The following is a 24,204-nucleotide window of genomic DNA, read 5'->3' as shown; positions in this document are numbered from 1 at the left end:
CCCTCCGCAACACCGACGGCAAGGACGCCCCCCTCACCATCCGCGCCACCACCTCCTACGGCGACATCACCGCCCACTCCCACTGACCCGCACGCGTTGTCGGTGGGCCCTGCCACGATGAGGGACACCGGAACGACACGAGCGTGAAAGGGCGTACGCGCCATGGGGACCTGGGACATCGGGCCGTTCGACAACGACACCGCCGCCGACTTCTCGTACCGGGTGGATTCGGCACCCGAGGGGAAGAAGGCGGAGGTGCTGCTCACGGCCTTCCGCGAGGTGACGGGGACCGGGGAGGAGTACCTGGACGCGGACCTGTCGATGGAGGCGATCGCGTCCGCCGCACTGGTGGCGGCGCAGTGCCCGGGCGGGGAGCCGGTGACGACCTCGTACGGGCCGAAGGAGCCGCTGGGGGTGCTGCCGGCGGAGCTGCGGACGGAGGCGGTGGCCGCGCTCGACCGGGTCGTCGCCGAGCCGTCCGAACTGCTGGAGCTGTGGGAGGAGTCGGACGGCGAGGAGTGGAAGGCGGGGGTACGGGCGCTGCGGGGCGTCCTCGCGGGGGCCTGACGCCGTCGCCGCCGCCTACAGTGGGCTCCGTCGTGAGAACGGGGGTTCGATGGAAACGCCGACGTGGGGGCTCGTCATGGAGACGACCGTGGGCATGGGGGAACGCAAGCACACGGAGGCGAGCGTGCTCGCGCACGTCACCGGGTCGCGCGAGGAGGCCCTCGCGGAGCTGGAGCGACGGGCGCGGAACCATACGCCCGCCCACCCGCTGAGTCACCGGCGGCGCCGGCTGCTCCGGCAGGACGACGGGTTCCTGCTCGTCGTCGACGGGGCGTGGCAGTCCTACGTCACCCGGTTCACGGTGGCGGAGCTGCTGGAGGACTCCGCGGCGCCCGTCCGTCGGGAGGAGCCCCGGCCGGAACGGCGGCCCGAGCCCGTACCCGCCGAGCCCTCCCCTCCCCCGGTCGAACGGGACGCGGACGGGGTGCCGGTCCGGCCCTCGTGGCTGGGCCGCGACGACCTGCGGTGAGCGAGGGCGCCACCCCGCGCGGGCGGGAGATCGGGCCCGGGCGGGGGCACTTGGACTTCCGTGCGGGTTCTTGGATCCTCGGCCGCAGACACGGCTCCGGGGCCGGCCGGGGCGCGATCATGGCGGCATGACGACGACCGAACCCGCCCTCCCGCTCGCCCTGGCATGGGTGACCGCCCCCGCCTCCTGGTCCCTCGGCGGTGACGGCGTCCTGACCGTCACCGCCGCGCCGCGCACCGATCTGTTCACCGACCCGCTCGACGGCACCCGCCGGCAGGACGCGGCGCTCGCGCTGACCGCGCCGCCGGACGGGGACTGGCAGTGGTCGGCCCGGGTCCGGGCCGGACTGCGGGACGCCTGGGACGCCGGCGCGCTCGTCGTCCACGCCGACGACGACCACTGGGCGAAGCTCACCGTCGAGCAGGCGCCCGACGGCACCGCGGGCGTCTTCTCCGTCGTGACCCGCGGCCGCTCCGACGACGCCGTCGGCGCGCCCGTCACCACGGACGCGCTGTGGCTGCGGATCAGCCGGACCGGCGAGCGGTACGCCTTCCACTCCTCCGAGGACGGCGGGACATGGCGCCTGGTACGGCAGTTCACCCTCGGCACCCCGGGACCCGTACGGGTCGGGATCGGGGCGCAGTCGCCCGTCGGGGAGGGGTGCCGGGCCGACTTCGACGCCCTCCGCCTCACCCCGACGCCCCTTGCGCACCTGTTCGACGGACGGTGAGCCGCGCGGCGGCTACGCTCCCGCCATGGCGAGCATCGGAGCATGGCGCGCGGAGGCCGTCGACCACCGCCGGGAGGAGGGCAGGCCCCCGTACGAGCAGGCCCGCCCTCCCGGCGAACCCCTGGCCCGGCGCGGCGAGTTCGCCGTCCACGGCGCGAAGGGCGAGATCCGGGCGACCGGTGCCGACGGCCGCACCCTGTGGACCCACGCCCTGGCCGGCCGCCCCAACGCCGCCCACATCTCGGGCGGCCGGGTCCTCGTGACCACCGACTCCCTGGAGTACACCCCCTGGGGCTTCCTCGGCCCGGCGTACCTCCTCGACCTGGCGGACGGCCGCAGGGTCGCCGAGCTGCGCGGCGAGCGGGGGGCCGCCCGGAGCGGCGGCCGGTTCCTGCTGGGCCTGGAGGGCTACGGCGTCTTCGAGACCCGCGAGTACGACCGCGACGGCGCCGAGACGGACCGCTGGACCTCGTACGGCCACTACGTCGTCGGCAGCGGCGTCCGCGTCGTGGAGGCGGACCGGCGGATCCCCACCCGGGCCCGGGTCGTACGGCTCCTGCCCGGCGGCGCCGTCTCCCCGGGCCCCCGCCTGAACGACCCCCAGCCGCCGAAACCGGTCGTCCTCCCCGACGGCACCCTCCTCGTCCTGGACGGGGGCGTGATCCGCGCGGTGGACCGGGACCTCGGCGCGACCGTCCTGGCCGAGCTGCGGACCCCCGCCGACTCCCGGACCGTACGGGCCCTGCGGCGCGACGGCGACGTGCTGCTCGCGATCGTCGCGGAACCGCACCCCGCCGACCCGGTCCGCTACACCGTCGACACCTGGACCTTCCGCCTCCTCGGCGGCTGACGCGCCCCACGACCGCGCCCCTCGACCGTGCCCCGCCCGGCGGGTAGGGCACGATGGGCGCCCGTACCGACGTACTACTCGCCAGTAGGAGACCGCCATGTCCGAGCCCAGTGCCGAGATCCTCGCCGCCTTCGAGGCCGCGAAGGGGTTCATGCCCGTCGGGGAGGGGCTGGCCCTGTACGCGGCGGCGGAGGAGGCGGGGAAGCTGGGGCTGCCGCTCCTGGAGGTGGGCACGTACTGCGGGCGGTCGACGATCCTGCTGGCGGACGCGGCGCGGGCGGCGGGGACGGTCGCGGTGACGGTGGACCACCACCGGGGCAGCGATGAGCAGCAGCCGGGGTGGGAGTACCACGACCCGACGGTGGTGGACCCGGAGGTGGGCGTGATGGACACGCTGCCGACCTTCCGGCGGACGCTGCGGAAGGCGGGTCTGGAGGAGCACGTGATCGCGGTGGTGGGCCGGAGCCCGCAGGTCGCGAGGGTGTGGGGCGGGGAGCTGGGGCTCGTCTTCATCGACGGCGGGCACACGGACGAGCACGCGACGAACGACTTCGAGGGCTGGGCCCCCCGGGTCGCCCCCGGGGGCCTGCTGGTGATCCACGACGTGTTCCCGGACCCGGCGGACGGCGGCCAGGCGCCGTACCGGATCTATCTGCGCGCGCTGGAGTCCGGGGACTTCGAGGAGGTCTCGGTGACGGAGTCGCTGCGGGTGCTGCGCCGGACCGCCTGACGCCTCAGGCGGTCACTTGCGCCAGAAGAGGTGGTGGGTGACCCCGCTGGGGCTGGGGACGACGTCCAGGTGGAAGCGGTCGGTGAGCTCCTCGGGCGAGTCCCAGAGCCTGAGGCCGGTGCCGGCCTCCACCGGGGAGACGGCGACGTGGAGGGTGTCGACGAGGTCGGCGTCCAGGAACGCGCGGACCGTCGTCACCCCGCCGCCGAGCCGGACGTCCTTCCCCTCCGCCGCCTCCCTGGCGCGGGCCAGGGCGGTCGCCGGGTCGGCGTCGAGGAAGTGGAAGGTGGTGTCGGAGAGCGTGAAGGAGGGGCGCTCGTGGTGGGTGAGGACGAAGACCGGGGTGTGGAAGGGCGGCTCCTCGCCCCACCAGCCCTTCCACTCCTCGTCGGCCCACGGGCCGCGCTGGGGGCCGAACTTGTTGCGCCCCATGATCTCGGCGCCGATGCCGTGGTGGAAGTCCCGGACGAGGTGGTCGTCCAGGCCCCGGCTGCCGCCGGGGTCGGTCCGGTTCGGCCAGCTGGCGGTCGCCCCGGCCCAGCCGAAGAGCCGGCCCGGGTCGAGGTGGCCGAAGGGCCGTTCCAGGGTCTGGTCCTCGCCCGCGGCGACGCCGTCGGCGGTGACGTTGAAGTTCTGCACCTTCAGGAGCTGGGGCCGGTGGCCGGCGGTCATGGGATGCCTCCTCGCGCGTGTGTTTCCGAGGTCATGACTGCCCGGGCGGCGGGAACTCATCGCGGGAGAGCGCGTACGCTACCCAAAGGGGTGCGACTGTAGTACTACGAATGGAGTGGCCTTCATGGCGAGGCGGAACGACGAGCGGCGCGCCGCGCTGGTGGACGCCGCGATCGAGGTGCTGGCGCGGGAAGGGGCCCGGGGGCTGACCTTCCGGGCGGTGGACACGGAGGCCGGGGTGCCGACGGGGACCGCGTCCAACTACTTCGCCAACCGGGACGACCTGCTCACCCAGGCCGGCGCCCGGGTGTACGAGCGGCTCCAGCCCGACGAGGCGACCATCGAGGGGACGCGGACCGCGCCGCGCGACAGGGAGACGTACGTCCGGCTGATGCGGGAGCTGGTCGGACGGGTCTCCGGCTTCCGCACCGGCTACCTCGCCCTGCTCGAACTGCGTCTGGAGGCCACCCGCCGGCCCGCGCTCCGCTCGATCCTGACCGAGCGGGTACGGGCCGACGTCGAGCAGAACGTCGCCTTCCACGACGCGTCCGGCCTCCCCGGCGACGCCACCGCCGTCAAGCTGCTCATGCTCACCCTGAACTGGCTGATCGTGGAGCAGCTGACCCTCCCCGAGGTCTTCCCGGAGGAGGAGCGCGACGCGCTGGTGGCGGCGGCGGTGGACCGGATCGTGTTCGCGGCTCGTGACGGGGCCTAGTACAGACCCCGGCACGAGCCGCCGTGCAGGCCCGAGTACAGGCCCCCGTACCAGCCCTAGTACAGGCCCGACGTGACGTAGAGGCAGTTGGTGTAGTCGTAGCCGGGCTCGATGGTCGCCTTGCTGGTCTTGGTGTCACCGGCCGTGGAGAAGCCGCTGCCGGCCCGCTTCTGGAGCATGTGGTACTTGCCCGCGGGCAGCTGGATCGTCACCTTCGGGTACTTCGAGGCCGCGCCGGAGCAGGGCTTGAAGCCGGGCCGGAGGGTGTCGACCCGCTCGTAGCTGCGGCAGCCTCCGCAGCCCTTCAGGGTGATCTTGCCGGTGACCGGTCCGGTGTAGAGGAGTTCGACCGCGTCCCGGGCGTCGTTGCTGATCACCATGGTCATGCGGGCGCCGCCGGGCACCGTCGCCGGGGGCAGCTTCTTCCCGGCCTCCGGCTCCTCCCCGGCGATCTGCGCGGCGATCGCGATGGAGCGGGCGTGCCCGACCTGCTCGCCGTCCGGGTAGTCCTTGACGTAGGTGTTCATCGTCTCGACGGCCTCGCTGAACTCCTCGTCCCCGAACTGCTCGGTGCCGCACGCGAAGACGCCCTTCCGCACGCCCCGGTCCGCGTCCGCGACCGCCCCGTCCAGCGAGACGCCCTTCATGCCGGCGGCGACCACCCGCAGGGAGCGCAGTTCGGCGGTGGTGTCGCAGCGGCCGGTCCCCGCGGCACCGAGTGCCCCGGCCTTGGCCCGGATCGCGTCCTTGACCGCCGTCTCGGCCTTGCCGACATAGGGCGACTGCGGGAACGTCGAGGTCAGGTCGTTGAAGCGCGCCGTCGCGTCCGACTTCGACGAGCCCCCGAGGGCGACCGTGCCGCACTCGTAGAGCGACTGCGCCAGCGGCTCGTCCATGCGGGCCGGGCGGTCGCCGAGGAGCGCCTTGTCGACGGTGTCCGGCAGCGACCGCAGGTGCCCCAGCGGGGCGACGGCCTCGCAGTACTTCTGCTGCCCGTACGGGGCGGAGACCGCCTTGTAGTAGGCGTCGAGCCGGTCCGGTACGAGCTTCGCGGCGCGCGAGCCGCCCTCGGTCGCGGTCAGGTCCTGGTACTCCTCCAGCGCCTTGCGGTAGTCGGCCTCAGCGGTCGTGAACGGCTGCCCCTCGCCGCCCTTCACCAGCGCGTCGGCGGCGGCGAGCCGGGCCAGCAGGGACTGCTGGCGGGCCTCCTCGCGGGCGTCCGAGTGGGCCCCCGCGTAGGCGACGGCGCCGCCGACCGGGGCGGCGAGCAGCACGACGGCGAGCGGCAGCGCCAGGCGGCGGACCGTGGTCCCGAAGCTGATCCGGGCGCGCAGGCCCCGCCGGGCCCCGTCGGCGGCGACGGCCAGCAGGAAGGCGCCGTACCCGACGAGCACGCCCGCGGGCACGCCGTCGGCGTCCGCCGGGAGGGCCACGAGGAGCAGGCCGGCGGTGGCCGCCCAGCAGAGGGCCGCGCTCACCCAGTGGCGGAGCGCGAGGTAGCCGAGGCCGAGGCAGGAGAGGTTCAGCAGGGCGATCAGGAGGGCCTGGAGAGGCCGCGCCTCGCCGCCCGCCCCGCCCTGGCCGTGTCCCGGCGGGGCGGGGGGCGGCGGGGGCAGCGTCCCGGTCCCGGCCCAGCCGGGCGCGGTCGCGGGCGCCTGACCGTGCGCGGCCCCCGCCCCGAACCCGCCGACGGGCGGACCGAACCCGCCGCCGGACGCGGTGCCCCCGGGATGGGACCCCCCGTTCTGCGGGGCCTCCCAGGGCGCCGGTCCGGCGGCCTGGACGGGTGCAGGTGCGGGAGCGGGCAGCCGGAAGGAGCCCGTCGCCGAGGCGTCCGTACCGCTCCCGGAAGCGTCGGCCCCGAAGCCCGTACCGCTCCCGGAACCGGCCGCCCCTGAGCCCGTACCACCCCCGGAACCGGCCGCCCCGGAAGCGTCAGCGGGCGCGGGGTCCGTATTGGCGGCGCCGGCGTCGGGGCGGCGGGCCGGTCTCATCATGATCGTCGCGCCGGAGCCGTCCGGCGGCGGCGCGTCGGACGGGCGCCCGTCCGCGTCCGGGCCCGGCCGGACGTCCTGCGGCGAGCCCGGCGGCGGCGCGTCGGCGGGCCGCTTGGCCAGGTCCGGGCCGGGCCGGGCGTCCTGCGGCACGGGCGGCACGGGACGGGCGTCCCGCGGGCCTTCCGCGTCCGGGCGCGGACGTGCGTCGTTCGGTTCTTCCCCCGCCACGGTTCCCCCTCGTGGTCCTGGCGCGGTGACCCGTCACCGCCGCTTCTTGCACCTACCCTTCACCCGGCGCGCACACTCGTCCAGCGGATTGCGGGAGCGGTGACGCAGCCGGTACATCCCGTCGATGGTTTCGGCCATCGGAGGGCCTAGAGTCGCGGGGTGCCGTACGACCGGAGGAACCCCGTGACCCGCTCCGCGCCCGCCGCCCTCGCGGCGATCGTCTGCTCCGCCGCCCTCGCCGGCTGCGGCGCCGCCTCCGAGGCCGCACAGGGCGCCCGGGGCCCCGCGGCCGGGGCCGCGACGGCCACGACGGCCACCGCGCCCGCCCCGGACCGGACCGGACCGACCGCCGGCGGCCCCCGGCCGCTCGCCGGGCGGACCGTCGTCATCGACCCCGGCCACAACCCGGGGAACTTCGACCACACGCGCGAGATCAACCGGAAGGTGGACATCGGCACCGCCCGCAAGGAGTGCGACACCACCGGGACCGCGACGAACGCGACCGGGGGCAGGCCCGCGTACACGGAGGCGGCCTTCACCCTCGACGTCTCGCACCGGCTGCGGAAGCTCCTGGAGGCGGGCGGCGCCACGGTCGTCCTGACGCACGACGCGGACCGGCCGTACGGGCCCTGCATCGACGAGCGCGCCCGGACGGGGAACGAGGCGAAGGCCGACGCCGTCGTCTCCGTCCACGCGGACGGCTCGGCCACCGGAAACCGCGGCTTCCACGTGATCGTGCCGGCGAAGGTGCGGGAGGGGGCCGCCGACACCGGCCCGATCGTGGCCCCTTCGCGCCGGCTCGGCGAGCGGATCGTCTCCGGCTTCCGCGGGGCGACCGGAACGAACCCCGCCAACTACCTCGGCGGGGGCACCGGATTGGACGTCCGATCGGATCTCGGAGGTCTCAATCTGTCAACGGTGCCCAAGGTCTTCGTCGAATGCGGCAATATGCGTGATCCGAAGGACGCCGCACTGCTGACGTCCGGGGTGTGGCGGCAGAAGGCGGCACAGGGCATCGCCGACGGCATCGTGACCTACCTCCAGGGGTAGAACCCGCGAGCGATAGATTCGCTCCGTACGATGGGGCCGCCCCGTGCCCAGAATTTGCGCCTGCCCGACGCGACGACGACCCGACGAAGGACTTCTTACGTGAATATCCGCTCCCTCACCCGAGGCGATGGCGTGCTGATCGGTGCTGCGGTGGTGCTGTTCATCGCCTCGTTCCTCGACACCGCCGGCTGCGACGGTCCGGCCGCGATCTGCGACCAGATCGACTTCGGCAACTCCTGGGAGGCGTCGCCGCTCGGCTGGGGCGCCTTCTTCCTCGGCCTCGCCGGTGCGGCGCTCGTCGTCGTCTCCCACGCCCTGCCCCAGCCGCGCAAGGTCCTGGGCCTGGAGCTCGGCCAGGTCGGGGCCGCCCTCACGGTCGCCTCGGCGTGGAACCTGCTCATGTGGGTCTTCGAGTCGGAGAACTCCGGCGCCGGCCTGATCCTCGGCCTGATCGCCGCCCTGGTGCTGGCCGCCGCCGCGGTCGCCGGCCCGATGGTCCCCGCCCTCAAGGCCCCGCTCGTCGGCGCCCCGCGCCCGCAGACCCCGCAGCCGTACGGCGCGCAGCCCGGCCAGCCGGGTGTCGCCGGCGGCGGCTACGGCTACCCGGGCGCCCAGCAGGGCCAGCAGCCCTACCCGGCCCCGCACGACGCCTCGCAGGGCGGCCGGCCCTTCGGCCAGCCGCAGCCGGCCCCGCAGCCGGAGCCGCAGGCCCCGGCGCAGGGCGGCTCGGACTTCACGCCGTTCTGGTTCGCCGTGCCGGTCGCCCGTCCGCTGTACGCGGAGGACGGCTCCGGCGCCCAGATCGCCGAACTGGCCCCCGGCACCTGGTACCTGGCCGTCGAGCAGCGCGGCCAGGCGCTGATCGCGCAGACGCAGGACGGCCGCCGCGGCGTCCTCCAGGACGCCACGGGCATCCAGCGCGGCTGAGCCCCCGCCGATCCACCGCAGCGGCCCCCCGACCGGAACCACTTCCGGTCGGGGGGCCGCTGTCGTACAGTCCCCGGGAACCAGATCTGACACATCGTCAGAATGTTTCGTCGGCGTCAGAAGGGAGTCCGGCATGCGCCTGGGACTCGCGCTCGGCTACTGGGGCCGCGGCCCCTCCCCCGCCCATCTGGAGCTCGCGCGCGAGGCGGAGCGGCTGGGCTACGACTCGGTGTGGACGGCGGAGGCGTGGGGCTCGGACGCCTTCACCACCCTCACCTGGATCGCCGCCCGCACCAGCAGGATCGGCCTCGGCACCGCCGTGGCGCAGATGGCGGCCCGCACCCCGACCGCGACGGCGATGCAGGCGCTGACCCTGGACCACCTGTCGGGCGGCCGGATGCGGCTCGGCCTCGGGCTCTCCGGGCCGCAGGTGGTGGAGGGCTGGTACGGGCGCCCGTTCCCGCGCTCCCCGCTGACCGCCACCCGCGAGTACGTGGACGTGATCCGCCAGGTGCTGCGCCGGGAGGGCCCCGTCCGGCTCGACGGCCGGCACCACTCCTTCCCGTACGCGGGAGAGGACGGCACCGGTCTCGGCAGGCCCCTCAAGCCGATCACCCACCCGCTCCGCGCCGACCTGCCGATCCTGCTGGGCGCGGAGGGGCCGAAGAACATCGCGCAGACGCTGCGGATCGCCGACGGCTGGCTGCCGCTCTACTGGTCGCCCGGCCGCTGGCGCGAGGTGTACGCCCTCCCGGACCGGCTCCCCGACGGCTTCCGGGTGGCCCCGATGGTCCGCGCCCAGGTCTGCGACGACGTGCCGAAGGGCCTGCTGCCGGTCAAGGCGATGCTGGGCTTCTACATCGGCGGCATGGGGCACGCGACCCGCAACTTCCACGCCGACCTCATGGCCCGCATGGGCTACGAGGCCGAGGCCCGGCACATCCAGGACCTCTTCGCCGAGGGCCGCCGCGAGGAGGCCGTCCTCGCCGTCCCGGACGCGTTCGCCGACGAGATCTCCCTGGTCGGCCCCCGCGGGCGGATCGCCGAACGGCTCCAGGAATGGCGGACGGGACCGGTGACGGAGCTGCTGGTCACGGCCCCGGACCAGGAGACCCTGCGGACGCTCGCGGAACTCTCCGCGTAACCCCGCGGGGGCGGGTCGGGGGTCGACGACCTCGGCGAGGACGCCCCGGGGCGGACGAGGCCGACGACCACCGTGTCGACGCGCGCCCGCTCCACGGTCGGCTCGTCGGCCGGGCGCGCGGTGGCGAGCTCGCCGACCGCGCGATGGCGAACCCCGCCGGGCGTGCCGCCCTCGTGCGCGGGCGCCGCTGTCAGCCGCCGCTGAGCTGGGAGGCCGAGGGGACCTTGTCGACGACCTCGGCCCCGGCGGACTTGCCGGCGTCCTTGATGTCGTTGATGACGCCCTCCAGGCCGCCGACGCCGGCCGCGTCGATCTCGCCCTTGCGGAGCTTCGTCCCGAGGTCCTTGAGGGACTCGATGCCGGCGGTGAGCGGGGCGACGGCCTTGGAGAGGAGCGGGTCGCCCTTGGCGTTGTTCACCGCGGCCTTGAGCCGGTTGTAGGTGAACGCGCCCGCGAGGCCCGCCTTGACGAGGGCGAAGGTGCGCCCGTCCGCGCCCTTCTTGAACTTGCCGGCCCTGTAGGGCTTCACGATCCACTGATACGCGGCCCCGGCGGCGAGTCCGGCGTTCGCGACGAAGCGGGTCTTCGCCAGCTTCTGCTGCTCGAAGGTGCTCGACGCCGAGGGGCTGGAGGCCGTACTCACGCTCTGGGTGGTGTCGGCCCCGCAGGCGGCCGTGGTGAGCAGCAGCGTGCAGGACAGCAGCAGCGCGACGACGCCGCGGGTCAGGCTTCTGGGCACAGCGGAACCTCCCTGGAGTGGTGGCGCCAGCCTCGCCCCGGCCCCGGGGCACCGCCATCCGTGCGGCTCCGTACGGGTGGCCCCGCCGGGCACCTCAGCCCCGCCCCCGGCGGGGATCGGGAGGAGGGAAGGGCCCCGGGACCGGTCCGGTCCGGGGCCCTTCCGCCGCCGTGTCACGCCCCGCAGCAGTCCGGGGCCAGGCCGGTCGGGAGGGTCTCGCCGCCGAAGACGGCGACGGTGGCCTGTTCGCCGCCGAGGGCGGCCACCGCGAGGAGGAGGGAGCCCGCCGTCCAGGTGGTCTGCTCCTCGGGCCAGACGGCCGGCTCGTCGCCGTCGGCGCCCTCGTACACGTACCCCGTCCAGTACAGGCCGCTCGGGGCGCGCAGGTGGCCGATGTCCTGGAGGATCGTGAGGGCCCGGTCGGACTCCCCCGTCGCCCAGAGGGCGAGGGCGAGTTCGCAGCTCTCGCCGCCGGTGACCCACGGGTTGGGGACGACGCAGCGGACGCCGAGGCCCGGGACGACGAACTCCTCCCAGCGGGCGTCGATGCGGGCCTTCGCCTCGGCGCCGGTGACGGCGCCGCCGAGGACCGGGTAGTACCAGTCCATCGAATAGCGGGACTTGTCGAGGAACCGCTCCGGGTGGCGGCGGATCGCGTGGGCGAGGGAGCCCGCCGCCAGCTCCCAGTCGGGCTGCGGCTCCTCGCGGGCCTCGGCGACGGCGAGGGCGCAGCGCAGGGCGTGGTGGATCGAGGAGGAGCCGGTGAGGAGGGCGTCCGTGACGGGGGCGCCGTCGGGCTCGCGCTTCCAGCCGATCTGGCCGCCGGGCCGCTGGAGCCGGAGGACGAACTCGACCGCCGCGTAGACGGCCGGCCACATCCGGTCGAGGAAGGCGTCGTCGCCGGTCGACAGGTAGTGGTGCCAGACGCCGACGGCTATGTACGCGGTGAAGTTGGACTCCTTGCCGCGGTCGGTGACGTCGTCGGCGTCGCCGTCCCGGTAGGCCGCGTACCAGGAGCCGTCGGGGTTCTGGTGGCGGGCGAGCCAGGCGTAGGCGCGGGCGGCGGCCTCGTGCTCGCCGGCCGTGTCCAGGGCCATGGCGGCCTCGGTGTGGTCCCAGGGGTCGAGGTGGTGGCCCCGGAACCACGGGATGGCGCCGTCCTCGCGCTGGGCGGCGAGGATGCCGGCGACGGTGGCGGCGGCCTGCTCCGCGGTGAGGACGCCGGGCAGGACCAGGTGCTCCGCGATCCGTTCGGGGGAGGTCACCGGGCCGCGTCCGCGGTGGCGGCGCCGGCCCCTGCGGGGGTGTCGGCGGCGGCCTTCGGGAGGTGGGGCTTGGTGGCGTAGGCGACGAAGCTCTTGCCGACGACCGGGTTGAGCAGCTGTTCGGCGACCCGGGTCAGGGCGGGCTTCTTCATGATGTCCCAGACCAGGAGCTTGTGGTAGGCGCGGACCGGCAGCGCCTTGTCGTTGTCGACGCCGAAGGCGCACTTGAGCCACCAGTAGGGCGCGTGCAGGGCGTGCGCGTGGTGGGTGCCGTACGGCTTGAGGCCGGCCTGGCGGATCCTGGCGAGGAGTTCGTCCGCCTTGTAGATGCGGATGTGGCCGCCCTCGACCTCGTGGTACTCGTCGGAGAGCGCCCAGCAGATCTTCTCGGGGCCGTAGCGGGGGACGGTGATCGCGATCCGGCCGCCCGGCTTGAGGACGCGGACCATCTCGGCGAGGACGCCCTTGTCGTCCGGGATGTGCTCCATGACCTCGGAGATGATGACGACGTCGAAGGACTCGTCGGGGAAGGGCAGGTTGAGCGCGTCGCCCTCCATCGCGGTGGCGGTGGCACCGGCCGGGGCCTCGCCGGCCTCCTTCATGGCGGCGAACCACTTGGCGACCTCGCGGATCTCCTCGCCGTTCTGGTCGAGGGCCACGACCTGGGCGCCGCGCCGGTAGCACTCGAAGGCGTGCCGGCCCGCACCGCAGCCCAGGTCGAGCACGCGGTCGCCGGGGGCGAGCGGGAAGCGGGTGAAGTCGACGGTCAGCACGGGGTCTGCCCTTCAGGGTGGCGGGGTTCGGGTGGTGCGGAGGCGGTACGAGGTGGGGCGGCGGCGGTCGGCGGTGGACGTGGGGTCAGCGGCGGCGGGCGCCCTGGCGGTCCAGGGCCTCCCGGTAGAGCTCGGCGGTGCCCCGTGCGGCGGCGGCCCAGGTGAACCGGGACAGGACCCGGTCCCGCCCCGCCGCGCCGAGCCGCGCCCGCAGTTCGGGGTCGCCCAGCGTCCGGCCGAGCGCGGCCGCCAGCGCGCCCGCGTCGCCGGTGGGGACGGCGAGGCAGGTCTCGCCGTCGGGTCCCGCGACCTCGGGGATCGCCCCGCCGGTGGTGGCGACGAGCGGGGTGCCGGTGGCCATGCCCTCGGCGGCGGGCAGCGAGAAGCCCTCGTAGAGGGAGGGGACGCAGGCGACCTCGGCGGAGCGGTAGAGGTCGACGAGCTCGGCGTCGCTGATGCCCTTGACGAAGCGGACGGCGCCGTCGAGCCCGTACCGCCCGATGGCCTGGGCCACGGGTCCGTCCTCGGCCCGCTTGCCGACCACGACGAGGTGCGCGTCGGGCCGCTCGGTGCGGAGCTTGGCGAGCGCCTCGATCAGGAAGACCAGGCCCTTGAGGGGGACGTCGGCGCTGGAGGTGGTGACGATCCGGCCGGGGACCTCGGCAACCGAGGGGTCCGGGGACCACAGCTCGGTGTCGGCGCCGATGTGCACGACCCGGATGCGGTCCTCGCGGACGCCGAGGTGCTCGACGATCTCGTCGCGCGAGGTGCCGGAGACGGTGAGGACCGAGGGCAGCCGGCGGGCGACCCGCTTCTGCATGCGGGTGAAGCCGTACCAGCGGCGGACGGAGGCGCGGCGCTTCCAGTCGGCGGCGGCGTCGAGGTCCAGCCGCCGGTCGACGGTGATGGGGTGGTGGATCGTGGTGACCAGCGGGGCGCCGAGCGCGCGGGGGCCGCCCAGGAGTCCGTACCCGAGGGTCTGGTTGTCGTGGATCACGTCGAAGTCGCCGCGGCGGGCGGCGAGCGTGCGGCGGGCCCGCAGCGAGAAGGTCAGCGGCTCGGGGAAGCCGCCGGTCCACATGGTGGCGACCTCCAGGCCGTCGATCCAGTCCCGGTACTCCTCGCGCTTCGGCGTCCGGAAGGGGTCGGGCTGGCGGTAGAGGTCGAGACTGGCGATCTCGCTGAGCGCGACGCCCTCGTCGAGCGTCGGGTACGGCTGGGAGCCGAAGACCTCGACGGTGTGGCCCAGGCGGGCGAGCTCGCGGGAGAGGTGGCGGACGTAGACGCCCTGGCCGCCGCAGAACGGGTTCCCCTTGTACGTGAGGAGAGCGATCCGCAACGGACTGTCACCGGACGGGGCGGCACCCTGCCGGGGGCTCGCCTCTATGGCCTCAGCGGTCATGCGCGACCCCCTTCGAGCGTGCGTTTCGCGCGAGCGTAACCGCTCGCGCTAATGTAGAACAAGTTACAGACTTGATCGTTCCCGACGTCTTCCGACACCACTCTCGATCCTCCGGGAGGCACCGAATCTACCGGCAGGTAGCTCCTGTGTGAGCGCCGGAACAGGTGATTCGCACCACCCGGCCGCGGAGGTTCGCGCCGCGGCCGTCCTCCGCCATACTGACGCTCCCCACCGCACGGAACGGGACCCCGATGACCGCAGAGAGCAGAGCGGACCACCGCCCCTCCGCCACCCCGCCCCTGACGGAGCGCCAGGAGGCGCGGCGCCGCCGCATCCTCGACGCCAGCGCGCAGCTCGCCGCCCGCGGCGGCTTCGACGCCGTGCAGATGCGGGAGGTCGCGGAGGCGGCCGGGGTCGCCCTCGGGACGCTCTACCGCTACTTCCCCTCCAAGATCCACCTGCTCGTCGCGACCATGCAGGACCAGCTCCAGCACATGCACACCACGCTCCGGAAGCGGCCCCCGGCCGGCGCCGTCCCGGCCGAGCGGGTCGCGGAGACCCTGATGCGGGCGTTCCGCGCCCTCCAGCGCGAGCCGCAGCTCGCCGACGCGATGGTCAGGGCGCTGACCTTCGCCGACCGCAGCGTCAGCCCCGAGGTCGACACGGTCTCCCGCCTGACGACCGCGATCATCCTCGACGCGATGGACGCGGAACAGCCGACCCCTGAGCAGCTGTCGGCCGTCCGCGTCATCGAGCACACCTGGCACTCCGCCCTCATCACCTGGCTCTCGGGCCGCGCCTCGATCGCCCAGGTGAAGATCGACATCGAGACGGTCTGCCGCCTGATCGACCTGACGTCCCCGGGACGGACGTCCGCCCGTCCCTGACGGGGTCGTCACCGGGGCCCTACTCCTCCGGCGGGTAGACCGGCTCGCCGCCGTCGGCGAGGGTGATGAGGATGGCCTCGACGGGGCAGCCCTCGGCCGCCGCGAGGAGGCGTTCGCCCGCGTCGGCCTCGGCGGCGAGGGGGTGGGACTGGCGGGCGGTGTCGAGGCGGAAGCCGTCGGGAGCGTGGTCGACGCACATGCCGGAGCCGATGCAGACGCCCCGGTCGACCTCCAGGTGCCAGCGGTCGCCCATCAGTCGCCCACCGGCCCCTCGTACCCGGCCGGCAGGTGGACCATCTTGTGCTCCAGGTACTCGGAGAGGCCCTCGGGGCCGAACTCGCGGCCCAGACCGGAGTCCTTGTAGCCGCCGAAGGGTCCGAGCATGTCGAGGCTGAAGGTGTTGACGTTGAAGGTGCCGGTGCGGACCCGGCGGCCGAACTCGATGCCGCGCTCGACGTCGCCGGTCCAGACGCTGCCGCTGAGCCCGTACGCGGAGTCGTTCGCGATCCGCAGCGCCTCGGCCTCGTCCCCGTACGGGAGGAGGCAGACGACCGGGCCGAAGATCTCCTCGCGGGCGATCCGCATGGAGTTGTCGACGTCGCCGAAGAGCGTCGGCTCGACGTACCAGCCGCGGTCCAGGCCGTCCGGACGGCCGCCGCCGGTGAGGACCTTCGCGCCCTCCGCCTGCCCGATGCCGATGTAGTCGAGCGAGCGCCGCTGCTGACGGCGGGCGACGAGCGGGCCGAGCTGGGTGGCGGGGTCGAGCGGGTCTCCGACGACGAGCGCGGAGGCCGCGGCGGCCAGCGCCTCGGCGATCTCCTCGTACCGGGAGCGCGGGGCGAGGATCCGGGTCTGGGCCACGCACGCCTGCCCGTTGTTCATCCAGGCGGCGGGGACGATGCCGGCGACGGCGGTGGCCACGTCGGCGTCCGGGAGGATCACCGCCGCGGACTTGCCGCCGAGTTCGAGGGTGACGCGGGTGAGGTTGCGGGAGGCGACCTCCATCACGCGCTTGCCCGCGGCGACCGAGCCGGTGAAGGAGACCTTGTCGACACCGGGGTGCCCGACGAGGTACTCGCTGACCTCGCGGTCGGCCGGCAGGATCGAGAGCACGCCCTCCGGCAGCCCGGCCTCCGCGGCGATCTCGCCGAGCAGATACGAGTCGAGCGGGGACTCCGGCGACGGCTTGAGGATCGCCGTGCACCCGGCGAGCAGCGCAGGGCCCAGCTTGGCCGCGGCGGTGAACTGCGGCACGTTCCACGGCACGACGGCGGCGACCACCCCGACCGGCTCGCGCCGCACCAGCAGCGGACCGAGCACCCCGGCGCGCCGCTCCTCGAAGACGAAGTCCCGGGCCACCGTGATCGCCGAGTCCCACACCATCATCGCGCCGAGCGCCTGGGCGAGGACGGACCAGGAGTACGGGGAGCCGTTCTGCGCGCTGATCGAGCGGGCCAGCTCCTCGTGCCGGACGGCGATGGCGTCCTTGATCCGCGAGACGACCTCGATCCGCTCCTCCAGGCTCGTCCGCGGCCAGGGCCCCTCGTCGAAGGCCCGCCGGGCCACCGCGACGGCCCGGTCGACGTCGGCGCGGGAGGCGTGCGGGACGCGGCCGATGACCTCCTCGGTGTGCGGGGAGATCACCTCGATGACGGCGTCGCCGAGGGGGTCGGTCAACTCCCCGCCGATGAACAGCTTCCCGTGCTCCACAAGCTCGCTCATGCCGGTCGCCTCCCGGGGGTTTCTGACGGTGTCTCAGAACTGATATCAGTTCTAGTTATAGTGGGCAATGGTCGTACCGGCACGCAGAGATGAGGACGCTCATGACGCAGGTGACCGAGCACGGCGGCGGCGTCTGGTCGCTGCGGGTGCCCATCCCGGACAACCCGCTGGGCCACACCCTCGTCCACGTCCTCGACACCGACCGGGGTCCGGTCCTCGTCGACACCGGCTGGGACGACCCCGACTCCTGGGCCGAACTCGGCGCCGGGCTCGGCGCGCTGGGGATCGGCGTCGGCGAGATCCACGGAGTGGTCATCACCCACCACCACCCCGACCACCACGGCCTCTCCGGCCGGGTCCGGGAGGAGTCCGGGGCCTGGATCGCCATGCACGCCGCCGACACCGCCGTCGTCCGCCGCACCCGCGAGTCCGACCCCGCCACCTGGCTCGACTACCTGGCCCGCAAGCTCGCCGCCGCCGGCGCGCCCGAGGACCACCTCGCGCCGCTGCGCGCGGCCCGTTCCGGCGGCCGGATGCGGACCCTGCCCGGCCTCGGCGCCGCCCTCCCCGACCGGGAGATCGTCCCCGGCGAACTCCTCGACCTCGCGGGCCGCCGGCTCCGCGCCGTCTGGACCCCCGGCCACACCCCCGGCCACGTCTGCCTCCACCTGGAGGAGCGGCACCCCGCCGGGCTCCCCGGCCACGGCCGGCTCTTCTCCGGCGACCACCTGCTGCCCGGGATCTCCCCGCACATCGGCCTGTACGAGGACCCCGACGACGCCACGGTGACCGACCCCCTCGGCGACTACCTCGACTCGCTGGAGCGGATCGGCCGGCTCGGTGTCGCCGAGGTCCTCCCCGCCCACCAGCACGCCTTCCCGGACGCCGCCGGCCGGGTCCGGGAGCTCCTCGACCACCACGAGGAGCGGCTCGCCGGCCTCCTCGCCCTCCTCACCGTCCCCCTCACCCCCTGGCAGCTGGCCGAGCGCATGGAGTGGAACCGGCCCTGGGACCGCATCCCGTACGGCTCGCGCAACATCGCCGTCAGCGAGGCCGAGGCCCACATCCGGCGCCTGGTGAAGCTGGGCCGCGCGGAGGCCGTGACGGGGACGGAGCCGGTGGCGTACCTGGCGGTGTGACGCGGCTCGCACGCCGGGGAGGGGGGCGTACGGGCCGGTAGAGTGGCCCGGTCGTCTTCATGCCCGAGCGGGGGAAAGCCGGTGCGAATCCGGCGCTGACCCGCAACCGTGACGTGCCCCTCAGGAGCACGGAGCCGGAACGCCCTGCCCCGGGACGTGAGCGCCGGCACCGTCGAGGAATACGGCGCCGGACGCGGGCCCCCCGGGGCGCCGGTGTCCGGTGCCCGCACGAGAGGCCCACATGATCAGCGTCCGCCGCGCCGCCGCCGCGCTCACCGCAGCGGCAGCCGTGCTCAGCACCGCCGCGACCGGCGTCGCCACCGCAGCGCCCTCCCCGAGCGCTTCCGCAGCCGCGCTCCCGCCCGGCCTGTACGGCAAGAGCGACCCGACCTACGACGGCGTCTGGCGCCAGTCGCTCGCCTTCCTCGCCCAGCGCGCCACCGGCTACCAGCCCGCCGACCAGGCCGTGGACTGGCTGCTCGGCCAGCAGTGCGCCGACGGCTCCTTCGCCTCGTACCGCCCGGACGCCGCGAAGCCCTGCGACGACACGACCATGCGGGACTCCAACGCCACCGCCGTCGCCCTCCAGGCGCTCGGCGCGGTCCGCCGCGAGGCCGCCGACCCGACGAAGATCGACACGGCGGTCAAGACCGGCTACGGCTGGCTGCGCGGCGTGCAGAACAAGGACGGCGGCTGGAGCTACACCCCCGGCGGCCCCAGCGACGCCAACTCCACGTCCATCGTCGTCAGCGCCCTCGCCGCGTCCGGCGTCAAGCCCGGCTCGTACACCTCGGCCCAGGGCCGCACCCCCTACGACGCGCTGCTCGCGCTCGCGCTGCCCTGCTCCGACGACGAGGGCCCGGGCGCCTTCGCGTACCAGCCGGACAAGGCGGGCAAGCTGCTCGCCAACGCGGACGCGACCGCCGCCGCCACGCTCGCCGGGCTCGGCAAGGGCATCACCGCCGTGAAGGCCACCCCGCCGCAGGCCCCGACCTGTGTCGACCTCCCCGAGCCGACCGTCGAGCGGGCCGCCCTCAACGGCGCCTCCTACCTGGCGAAGGCGCTCGTCCAGACCGGTCACCTGACCACCCCGCCGCTGCCGGGCGCCACCGACACCGAGCCGAAGCCGGACTTCGGCAACACCGCGGACGCCGTCGTCGCCCTCGCCGCCGCCGGCACCGCCCGGCTCGCGGAGCCCGCGCTCCAGTGGCTGGAGCAGAACGCGGCCCCGTGGGCGAAGGAGTCCGGCCCCGCCGCGTACGCGCAGCTGATCCTCGCCGCCCGCGCGATGGAGGCCGACCCGCGCGAGTTCGGCAAGGTCGATCTGGTCGAGGCGCTGAACGCGACCGGTCCGACGCCCAAGACCCCCGACACGTCCGCCGCCGCCACCGAGGACGAGGAGGACGACTCCTTCCTCGGCTTCGACGTCTGGTGGATCATCGGCATCGGCATGGTCGTCGGCGTCGGCATCGGCTTCCTCCTGAGCGGCCGCAAGAAGTGACCCGCCGCGCGAAGGTGTCGGGCGCCCTGGCGTGCGGCACGGCCGGGGTGCTGCTCGCGCTCGGCGCGGCGGCCCCCGCCCAGGCGGCCGGCTACCGGTACTGGTCGTACTGGGAGGCCGACGGCGGGGAGTGGACCTACGCCACCCAGGGCCCGGCGACCGCCAGGCCCGCCGACGGCGACGCGATCGGCTTCCGCTTCGCGCTGAGCGAGGACTCCGCCGACGCGACGAAGCCGACCGCCGCCCCCAACTTCGGCGCGGTCTGCGCCGACGTCGAGAAGGCCCCCGGGACGAAGCGGGTCGCGGTCGTCGTCGACTTCGGCACCCGGCGGGACGCCCCCGCGGGCGAGACCCCGCCGAAGGACTCGCCGACCACCGGGTGCGCCCGGATCGCCGAGAACGGCACCGGCGCCGACGCCCTCGCGGCCGTCGCGAAGCCGCTCCGCTACGACAGCGCGGCCATGCTCTGCGGCATCGCCGGCTACCCGAAGCGCGGCTGCGGCGAGGCGGTCGCCGAGCCGGCCGCCTCCGCCTCGACCGCCCCGGAGGCGGCCTCCGACTCCTCCGACGGCGGCCCGTCGCTCGGCCTCCTCGTCGGCGGCGGCGCCGTCCTGGTCCTCGGCGCCGCGGCCGTCTGGAAGTCCCGCCGCCGCGCATGAGCCGGGCGAGCGAGACCCCGTCGGACGCCGCCGCCGACCGGCCCGGAAGCCCGCGCGCGCGGGCGCTCCGGACGGCTTCGGCCGGCACCGGGCCCGCCGGTGACCCCGCCGTCGGCCGCAGGCCGGGACCGCCCGTGCCCCCCGGCCGGCCGGGGTGGCGGTCGCGGCTCCTGGCGCCCGTGGCGGACCGGGGCAACGCGCTGCACCCGGGCGCCTGGTGGCTGTGGGCCCTCGGACTCGCCGTCGCCGCCTCCCGGACGACCAACCCGCTGCTGCTCGGGCTGATCATCGGCGTCGCCGGCTACGTGGTGGCGGCGCGCCGCACCGACGCGCCCTGGGCCCGTTCGTACGGGGCCTTCGTCAAGCTCGGCCTGTTCGTCGTCGCCCTGCGGATCGTCTTCTCGGTGGCCCTCGGCTCCCCCATCCCCGGCACGCACGAGCTGTTCACCCTGCCCGAGCTGCCGCTGCCCGGGTGGGCGCAGGGCATCCGGATCGGCGGCCGGGTCACCGCCGAACAGGTGCTCTTCGCCCTGTACGACGGGCTCAAGCTGGCCACCCTGCTGATCTGCGTGGGCGCCGCCAACGCGCTCGCCAACCCGGCGCGGCTGCTGAAGTCGCTGCCGGGCGCGCTGTACGAGGCGGGGGTGGCGGTCGTCGTGGCCATGACCTTCGCACCGAACCTGGTCGCCGACGTCGTACGGCTCCGCACCGCCCGGCGACTGCGCGGCCGGCCCACCGGCGGGGTGCGTGCGGTCCTCCAGATCGGGCTGCCCGTCCTGGAGGGCGCGCTCGAACGGTCGGTCGCGGTGGCCGCGTCGATGGACGCGCGCGGGTACGGGCGCACCGCCCAGGTCCCGCGGGCCGTCCGCCGCACCACCGACGTCCTCACCCTCGGCGGCCTGCTCGGCGTCTGCGCCGGTTCGTACGGGCTGCTCGCCGCGCAGGGCGCCGGCTACGGCCTGCCGCTGCTCGCCGCCGGGCTCCTCGCGGCGGTGGCCGGCCTCCGCCTCGGCGGCCGGCGGAGCGTCCGCACCCGCTACCGCCCGGACCGCTTCGGCCCCCGCTCCTGCCTGGTCGCGGCCTCCGGCATCGCCGTGGCCGTCCTCATGATCCGCGCCAACGGCTACGCGCCCGAGGCCCTGCACCCCGGCGTCGTCCCCCTGACCGCCCCGGAGCTGCCGCTCTGGCCGGCCCTGTCGGTCCTCCCCGGCCTGCTGCCCGCCTTCGTCGCCCCCGTACCCCCGGTCGCGTCCCCCGCCCCCGTATCCCCCGCCCGCGAGGAGCCGCCCGCGTGATCCGCTTCGAGAACGTCTCGGTGACGTACGAGGACGCCGCCGGGCCCACGCTGCGGGGGGTGGACCTCACGGTGCCGGAGGGGGAGCTGGTGCTGCTGGTCGGGCCGTCGGGGGTCGGCAAGTCGACGCTGCTCGGAGCGGTCTCCGGGCTCGTCCCGCACTTCACCGGCGGAACGCTGCGGGGGCGGGTCACCGTCGACGGGCGCGACACCCGCACGCACCACCCGCGCGAGCTGGCCGATCTGGTCGGCACGGTCGGCCAGGACCCGCTCGCCCACTTCGTCACCGACACGGTGGAGGACGAGCTCGCCTACGGCATGGAGTCCCTGGGCCTCGCGCCGGCGGTGATGCGGCGGCGCGTCGAGGAGACCCTGGACCTGCTGGGCCTCGCCGACCTGCGGGACCGGCCGATCGCGACCCTCTCCGGAGGCCAGCAGCAGCGCGTGGCGATCGGCTCCGTCCTGACCACCCACCCGAAGGTCCTCGTCCTGGACGAGCCGACCTCCGCGCTCGACCCGTCGGCCGCCGAGGACGTCCTCGCGGTGCTCCAGCGGCTCGTCCACGACCTGGGCACCACGGTCCTCCTGGCCGAGCACCGTCTGGAACGGGTCGTGCAGTACGCCGACCGCGTCCTCCTCCTGCCCGACGCCGTCCTCGGCACGCCCGAGGAGATCATGGCCGTCTCCCCCGTCCACCCGCCGGTGGTGGCGCTCGGCCGCCTCGCGGGCTGGGACCCCCTGCCGCTGACCGTCCGGGACGCACGCCGGAGATCGGAGGAGCTGCGGAAGCGGCTGGCGGACCCGCCGGAGGCGCGGGACCCCGCCGGTCCCTCCCCCCACACCCCGGGAGGTGGGGGGACCCCCGCCTCCCCCGGCCGGGGCTCCGCCCCGGAGCCGGCGCCTCAGGGGGCGCACGCGCCGCGTCCGTCCCGCACGGGGCTCTTCCGGCGCCGCCGCACGCGTCCCGCCCCGCCCGCTCCCGTCCCCGACGCCGCCACCCCCCTCGTCGACGTCGACCGCCTCGCCGTCCGCCGCGGCCGGGTCGACGCGCTCCGGCGGATCGACCTCCAGGTCCGGGCGGGCGAGGCCGTCGCGCTCATGGGGCGCAACGGCGCCGGGAAGTCCACCCTGCTCTCCACGCTCGTCGGCATGATCGCGCCCACCTCCGGCACGGTCCGCGTCTCCGGGCTCGCCCCGCACACCACCGACCCCCGCACCCTCATCCGCCAGGTCGGCCTGGTGCCGCAGGAGCCGAGGGACCTGCTGTACGCGGAGACCGTCGCCGAGGAGTGCGAGGCCGCCGACCGGGACGCGGGCGCGGAGCCGGGGACCTGCCGGGCGCTGGTGACGGAGCTCGTACCGGGCGTGACCGACGCCACGCACCCCCGTGACCTGTCCGAGGGCCAGCGTCTCGCGCTCGCGCTCGCGGTCGTGCTCACCGCCCGGCCGCCCCTCGTCCTGCTGGACGAGCCGACCCGCGGCCTGGACTACGCGGCGAAGGCCCGGCTGGTCGCCCGGCTGCGGGCGCTCGCCGCCGACGGGCACGCGATCGTGCTGGCCACGCACGACGTGGAGCTCGCGGCGGAACTGGTCGACCGGGTGGTGATCATCGCCGGCGGCGAGCTGGTCGCGGACGGCCCGACGGCCGAGGTCGTCGTCTCCTCCCCGGCCTTCGCCCCCCAGGTCTCGAAGATCCTGGCACCCGCGCCGTGGCTCACGGTCGAGCAGGTGGAGGGGGCGCTGCGTCCATGAGCACCCGCTTCCGCTCCTCGCGGCCCCGTCCCGTCCGGCTCGGCCCCCGCTCGGTCGCCGCCCTGGTCCTCGTCTCCCTGGTGGGCCTGATCGGCATCGGCTGGCCGCTCTTCGCGGACGCCGAGTCCGCCGTGACGGACCACGCCGCCGACGCGCCCTGGCTCTTCGCGCTGATCCTCCCCCTCCTCATCGCCGTCGTGGTGGCGACGATCGCGGACTGCGGGATGGACGCGAAGGCGGTGGCGATGCTGGGGGTGCTGGCCGCCGTGGGGGCGGCCCTGCGCCCGCTGGGCGCGGGCACGGCCGGCCTCGAACCGATGTTCTTCCTGATGGTGCTGAGCGGCCGGGTCCTCGGGCCGGGCTTCGGCTTCGTGCTGGGGGCGGTGACGATGTTCGCGTCGGCGCTGCTCACGGGCGGGGTGGGGCCGTGGATGCCGACGCAGATGCTGGCGATGGGCTGGTTCGCGATGGGCGCGGGACTGCTGCCGGCGGGGGTGCGGGGACGGCGGGAGCTGGTGATGCTCTCGGCGTACGGCTTCGTGGCGGCGTTCGCGTACGGCACGGTCACCAATCTGTACGGGTGGGTGACGATCGGCCTCGGTCCGGGGCTGTCCTTCGTCCCGGGGGCGCCTGCGGGCGAGAACCTCGTCCGCTTCCTGGCGTACGTACTGGCCACCTCCCTCGGCTGGGACCTGGGCCGGGCCGTGCTCACCGTGGTCCTGACCCTCACGGTCGGCGGGGCGCTGCTGCGGGCGCTGCGGAGGGCCACGAGGAGGGCGAACTTCGAGGCCCAGGTCACATTCGAGGGGCCCGCGGAGGGGTCCGCGGGTGAGGCGCCTCATAGGACCCACGTCACGTACGACCCGAAATAGTAGAACCGGACGAGTCACCCAAAACGCCCATCAGCGGATGTGACCTGCGAAAACACCCACGTCCTCGCCCCCGTCCCGGCGGGGTGAGTCCGAACCTGCCTCGTACAGGGGGTCGTTGCG

General features: G+C 75.0%; 24 protein-coding genes and 1 riboswitch. Of the genes, 16 read left to right on the top strand and 8 right to left on the bottom strand.

Annotated elements, in window-relative coordinates; all coding sequences use genetic code 11:
* The first annotated feature begins 162 nt into the window (after window positions 1–162).
* From ACF1BN_RS06790 to ACF1BN_RS06770, 5 genes are all read left to right on the top strand, one after another.
* On the top strand, window positions 163–567 hold the full coding sequence (locus ACF1BN_RS06790) for a DUF4259 domain-containing protein (protein ID WP_392330471.1): 405 nt from the start codon (window positions 163–165) through the stop codon (window positions 565–567).
* A gap of 49 nt (window positions 568–616) precedes the next feature.
* A complete protein-coding gene (locus ACF1BN_RS06785; protein ID WP_392330470.1) occupies window positions 617–1,036 on the top strand; it encodes a hypothetical protein in 420 nt (139 codons plus the stop codon).
* 127 nt (window positions 1,037–1,163) lie between these two features.
* Entirely contained in the window at window positions 1,164–1,766 is a 603-nt protein-coding gene (locus tag ACF1BN_RS06780) for a DUF1349 domain-containing protein (protein ID WP_392330469.1), read from the top strand.
* A 25-nt stretch (window positions 1,767–1,791) separates the two neighbouring features.
* A complete protein-coding gene (locus ACF1BN_RS06775; protein ID WP_392330468.1) occupies window positions 1,792–2,616 on the top strand; it encodes a hypothetical protein in 825 nt (274 codons plus the stop codon).
* Between the two features lie 97 nt (window positions 2,617–2,713).
* Window positions 2,714–3,346: a class I SAM-dependent methyltransferase gene (locus tag ACF1BN_RS06770; RefSeq protein ID WP_392330467.1), complete on the top strand. Its 633-nt coding sequence runs from the start codon at window positions 2,714–2,716 to the stop codon at window positions 3,344–3,346.
* 12 nt (window positions 3,347–3,358) lie between these two features.
* Here ACF1BN_RS06770 and ACF1BN_RS06765 read toward each other — a convergent pair whose 3' ends face one another.
* Window positions 3,359–4,018, bottom strand: coding sequence for a dihydrofolate reductase family protein (locus ACF1BN_RS06765; RefSeq protein WP_392330466.1), 660 nt, complete (start codon window positions 4,016–4,018; stop codon window positions 3,359–3,361).
* A 124-nt stretch (window positions 4,019–4,142) separates the two neighbouring features.
* Here ACF1BN_RS06765 and ACF1BN_RS06760 point away from each other — a divergent pair, with 124 nt between their 5' ends.
* Window positions 4,143–4,733: a TetR/AcrR family transcriptional regulator gene (locus ACF1BN_RS06760; protein ID WP_392330465.1), complete on the top strand. Its 591-nt coding sequence runs from the start codon at window positions 4,143–4,145 to the stop codon at window positions 4,731–4,733.
* Between the two features lie 56 nt (window positions 4,734–4,789).
* Here ACF1BN_RS06760 and ACF1BN_RS06755 read toward each other — a convergent pair whose 3' ends face one another.
* Complete coding sequence (locus tag ACF1BN_RS06755; RefSeq protein ID WP_392330464.1) at window positions 4,790–6,880, bottom strand: hypothetical protein; 2,091 nt, start codon at window positions 6,878–6,880, stop codon at window positions 4,790–4,792.
* Window positions 6,881–7,117: 237 nt separating this feature from the next.
* Between ACF1BN_RS06755 and ACF1BN_RS06750 the strand changes: the two genes are divergently transcribed.
* From ACF1BN_RS06750 to ACF1BN_RS06740, 3 genes are all read left to right on the top strand, one after another.
* Window positions 7,118–8,008: an N-acetylmuramoyl-L-alanine amidase gene (locus ACF1BN_RS06750; RefSeq protein WP_392330463.1), complete on the top strand. Its 891-nt coding sequence runs from the start codon at window positions 7,118–7,120 to the stop codon at window positions 8,006–8,008.
* 99 nt (window positions 8,009–8,107) lie between these two features.
* Window positions 8,108–8,935 (top strand): DUF5336 domain-containing protein, encoded by an 828-nt coding sequence (locus ACF1BN_RS06745; RefSeq protein WP_392330462.1) that lies wholly within the window; start codon window positions 8,108–8,110, stop codon window positions 8,933–8,935.
* Between the two features lie 133 nt (window positions 8,936–9,068).
* Window positions 9,069–10,079 carry an LLM class F420-dependent oxidoreductase gene (locus ACF1BN_RS06740; RefSeq protein ID WP_392330461.1) on the top strand — a complete coding sequence of 337 codons (1,011 nt, stop codon included), beginning with the start codon at window positions 9,069–9,071 and terminating at the stop codon, window positions 10,077–10,079.
* 190 nt (window positions 10,080–10,269) lie between these two features.
* Here ACF1BN_RS06740 and ACF1BN_RS06735 read toward each other — a convergent pair whose 3' ends face one another.
* The 4 genes from ACF1BN_RS06735 to ACF1BN_RS06720 form a co-directional block, all read right to left on the bottom strand.
* Window positions 10,270–10,818, bottom strand: coding sequence for a hypothetical protein (locus ACF1BN_RS06735; protein WP_392330460.1), 549 nt, complete (start codon window positions 10,816–10,818; stop codon window positions 10,270–10,272).
* Window positions 10,819–10,991: 173 nt separating this feature from the next.
* Window positions 10,992–12,083, bottom strand: coding sequence for a prenyltransferase (locus ACF1BN_RS06730; protein WP_392330459.1), 1,092 nt, complete (start codon window positions 12,081–12,083; stop codon window positions 10,992–10,994).
* The gene (locus tag ACF1BN_RS06725) at window positions 12,080–12,856 is read right to left on the bottom strand and encodes a class I SAM-dependent methyltransferase (RefSeq protein ID WP_392330458.1); all 777 of its coding nucleotides are present in this window, start codon (window positions 12,854–12,856) and stop codon (window positions 12,080–12,082) included. The genes ACF1BN_RS06730 and ACF1BN_RS06725 overlap by 4 nt, the downstream gene beginning before the upstream one ends.
* 85 nt (window positions 12,857–12,941) lie before the next feature.
* Entirely contained in the window at window positions 12,942–14,258 is a 1,317-nt protein-coding gene (locus tag ACF1BN_RS06720; protein WP_392330457.1) for a glycosyltransferase family 4 protein, read from the bottom strand.
* A 251-nt stretch (window positions 14,259–14,509) separates the two neighbouring features.
* Between ACF1BN_RS06720 and ACF1BN_RS06715 the strand changes: the two genes are divergently transcribed.
* Window positions 14,510–15,145 (top strand): TetR family transcriptional regulator, encoded by a 636-nt coding sequence (locus tag ACF1BN_RS06715; protein WP_392330456.1) that lies wholly within the window; start codon window positions 14,510–14,512, stop codon window positions 15,143–15,145.
* 19 nt (window positions 15,146–15,164) lie between these two features.
* Here the strand turns inward: ACF1BN_RS06715 and ACF1BN_RS06710 are convergent, their stop codons facing one another.
* Together ACF1BN_RS06710 and ACF1BN_RS06705 are read right to left on the bottom strand one after the other, a co-directional pair.
* Window positions 15,165–15,398 (bottom strand): ferredoxin, encoded by a 234-nt coding sequence (locus ACF1BN_RS06710; protein WP_392330455.1) that lies wholly within the window; start codon window positions 15,396–15,398, stop codon window positions 15,165–15,167.
* Window positions 15,398–16,867: an aldehyde dehydrogenase gene (locus ACF1BN_RS06705; protein ID WP_392330454.1), complete on the bottom strand. Its 1,470-nt coding sequence runs from the start codon at window positions 16,865–16,867 to the stop codon at window positions 15,398–15,400. Before ACF1BN_RS06705 ends, ACF1BN_RS06710 begins: the two co-directional genes overlap by 1 nt.
* Before the next feature lie 101 nt (window positions 16,868–16,968).
* On the opposite strand from ACF1BN_RS06705, the gene ACF1BN_RS06700 reads away from it, so the two are divergent.
* The 6 genes from ACF1BN_RS06700 to ACF1BN_RS06675 all read left to right on the top strand — a co-directional run bounded on the left by ACF1BN_RS06700 (window position 16,969) and on the right by ACF1BN_RS06675 (window position 24,084).
* Window positions 16,969–18,006: an MBL fold metallo-hydrolase gene (locus tag ACF1BN_RS06700; protein WP_392330453.1), complete on the top strand. Its 1,038-nt coding sequence runs from the start codon at window positions 16,969–16,971 to the stop codon at window positions 18,004–18,006.
* A gap of 71 nt (window positions 18,007–18,077) precedes the next feature.
* A riboswitch (cobalamin riboswitch) is annotated at window positions 18,078–18,151 on the top strand.
* A 96-nt stretch (window positions 18,152–18,247) separates the two neighbouring features.
* Complete coding sequence (locus tag ACF1BN_RS06695; protein WP_392330452.1) at window positions 18,248–19,507, top strand: prenyltransferase/squalene oxidase repeat-containing protein; 1,260 nt, start codon at window positions 18,248–18,250, stop codon at window positions 19,505–19,507.
* Window positions 19,504–20,166, top strand: coding sequence for an SCO2322 family protein (locus tag ACF1BN_RS06690; RefSeq protein WP_392330451.1), 663 nt, complete (start codon window positions 19,504–19,506; stop codon window positions 20,164–20,166). Before ACF1BN_RS06695 ends, ACF1BN_RS06690 begins: the two co-directional genes overlap by 4 nt.
* Window positions 20,163–21,461: an energy-coupling factor transporter transmembrane component T gene (locus ACF1BN_RS06685; RefSeq protein ID WP_392330450.1), complete on the top strand. Its 1,299-nt coding sequence runs from the start codon at window positions 20,163–20,165 to the stop codon at window positions 21,459–21,461. Before ACF1BN_RS06690 ends, ACF1BN_RS06685 begins: the two co-directional genes overlap by 4 nt.
* Window positions 21,458–23,212: an ABC transporter ATP-binding protein gene (locus ACF1BN_RS06680; protein WP_392330449.1), complete on the top strand. Its 1,755-nt coding sequence runs from the start codon at window positions 21,458–21,460 to the stop codon at window positions 23,210–23,212. The genes ACF1BN_RS06685 and ACF1BN_RS06680 overlap by 4 nt, the downstream gene beginning before the upstream one ends.
* Window positions 23,209–24,084: an ECF transporter S component gene (locus tag ACF1BN_RS06675; RefSeq protein WP_392330448.1), complete on the top strand. Its 876-nt coding sequence runs from the start codon at window positions 23,209–23,211 to the stop codon at window positions 24,082–24,084. Before ACF1BN_RS06680 ends, ACF1BN_RS06675 begins: the two co-directional genes overlap by 4 nt.
* Window positions 24,085–24,204: the final 120 nt, after the last annotated feature.

The organism is Streptomyces sp. NPDC014861 (assembly GCF_043081625.1).
In the GTDB taxonomy this organism is placed as follows: domain Bacteria; phylum Actinomycetota; class Actinomycetes; order Streptomycetales; family Streptomycetaceae; genus Streptomyces.
The sequence above is the reverse complement of the archived record's forward strand: the minus strand, read 5'-3'. Positions and strand labels throughout refer to the sequence as shown.

Bases quoted from the DNA above. Each gene is read 5' to 3' on its own strand.
- ACF1BN_RS06790 (WP_392330471.1), top strand. From the start codon at position 163: ATGGGGACCTGGGACATCGGGCCGTTCGACAACGACACCGCCGCCGAC.
- ACF1BN_RS06785 (WP_392330470.1), top strand. From the start codon at position 617: ATGGAAACGCCGACGTGGGGGCTCGTCATGGAGACGACCGTGGGCATG.
- ACF1BN_RS06780 (WP_392330469.1), top strand. From the start codon at position 1,164: ATGACGACGACCGAACCCGCCCTCCCGCTCGCCCTGGCATGGGTGACC.
- ACF1BN_RS06775 (WP_392330468.1), top strand. From the start codon at position 1,792: ATGGCGAGCATCGGAGCATGGCGCGCGGAGGCCGTCGACCACCGCCGG.
- ACF1BN_RS06770 (WP_392330467.1), top strand. From the start codon at position 2,714: ATGTCCGAGCCCAGTGCCGAGATCCTCGCCGCCTTCGAGGCCGCGAAG.
- ACF1BN_RS06765 (WP_392330466.1), bottom strand. From the start codon at position 4,018: ATGACCGCCGGCCACCGGCCCCAGCTCCTGAAGGTGCAGAACTTCAAC.
- ACF1BN_RS06760 (WP_392330465.1), top strand. From the start codon at position 4,143: ATGGCGAGGCGGAACGACGAGCGGCGCGCCGCGCTGGTGGACGCCGCG.
- ACF1BN_RS06740 (WP_392330461.1), top strand. From the start codon at position 9,069: ATGCGCCTGGGACTCGCGCTCGGCTACTGGGGCCGCGGCCCCTCCCCC.
- ACF1BN_RS06720 (WP_392330457.1), bottom strand. From the start codon at position 14,258: ATGACCGCTGAGGCCATAGAGGCGAGCCCCCGGCAGGGTGCCGCCCCG.
- ACF1BN_RS06715 (WP_392330456.1), top strand. From the start codon at position 14,510: ATGACCGCAGAGAGCAGAGCGGACCACCGCCCCTCCGCCACCCCGCCC.
- ACF1BN_RS06710 (WP_392330455.1), bottom strand. From the start codon at position 15,398: ATGGGCGACCGCTGGCACCTGGAGGTCGACCGGGGCGTCTGCATCGGC.
- ACF1BN_RS06705 (WP_392330454.1), bottom strand. From the start codon at position 16,867: ATGAGCGAGCTTGTGGAGCACGGGAAGCTGTTCATCGGCGGGGAGTTG.
- ACF1BN_RS06700 (WP_392330453.1), top strand. From the start codon at position 16,969: ATGACGCAGGTGACCGAGCACGGCGGCGGCGTCTGGTCGCTGCGGGTG.
- ACF1BN_RS06695 (WP_392330452.1), top strand. From the start codon at position 18,248: ATGATCAGCGTCCGCCGCGCCGCCGCCGCGCTCACCGCAGCGGCAGCC.
- ACF1BN_RS06685 (WP_392330450.1), top strand. From the start codon at position 20,163: ATGAGCCGGGCGAGCGAGACCCCGTCGGACGCCGCCGCCGACCGGCCC.
- ACF1BN_RS06675 (WP_392330448.1), top strand. From the start codon at position 23,209: ATGAGCACCCGCTTCCGCTCCTCGCGGCCCCGTCCCGTCCGGCTCGGC.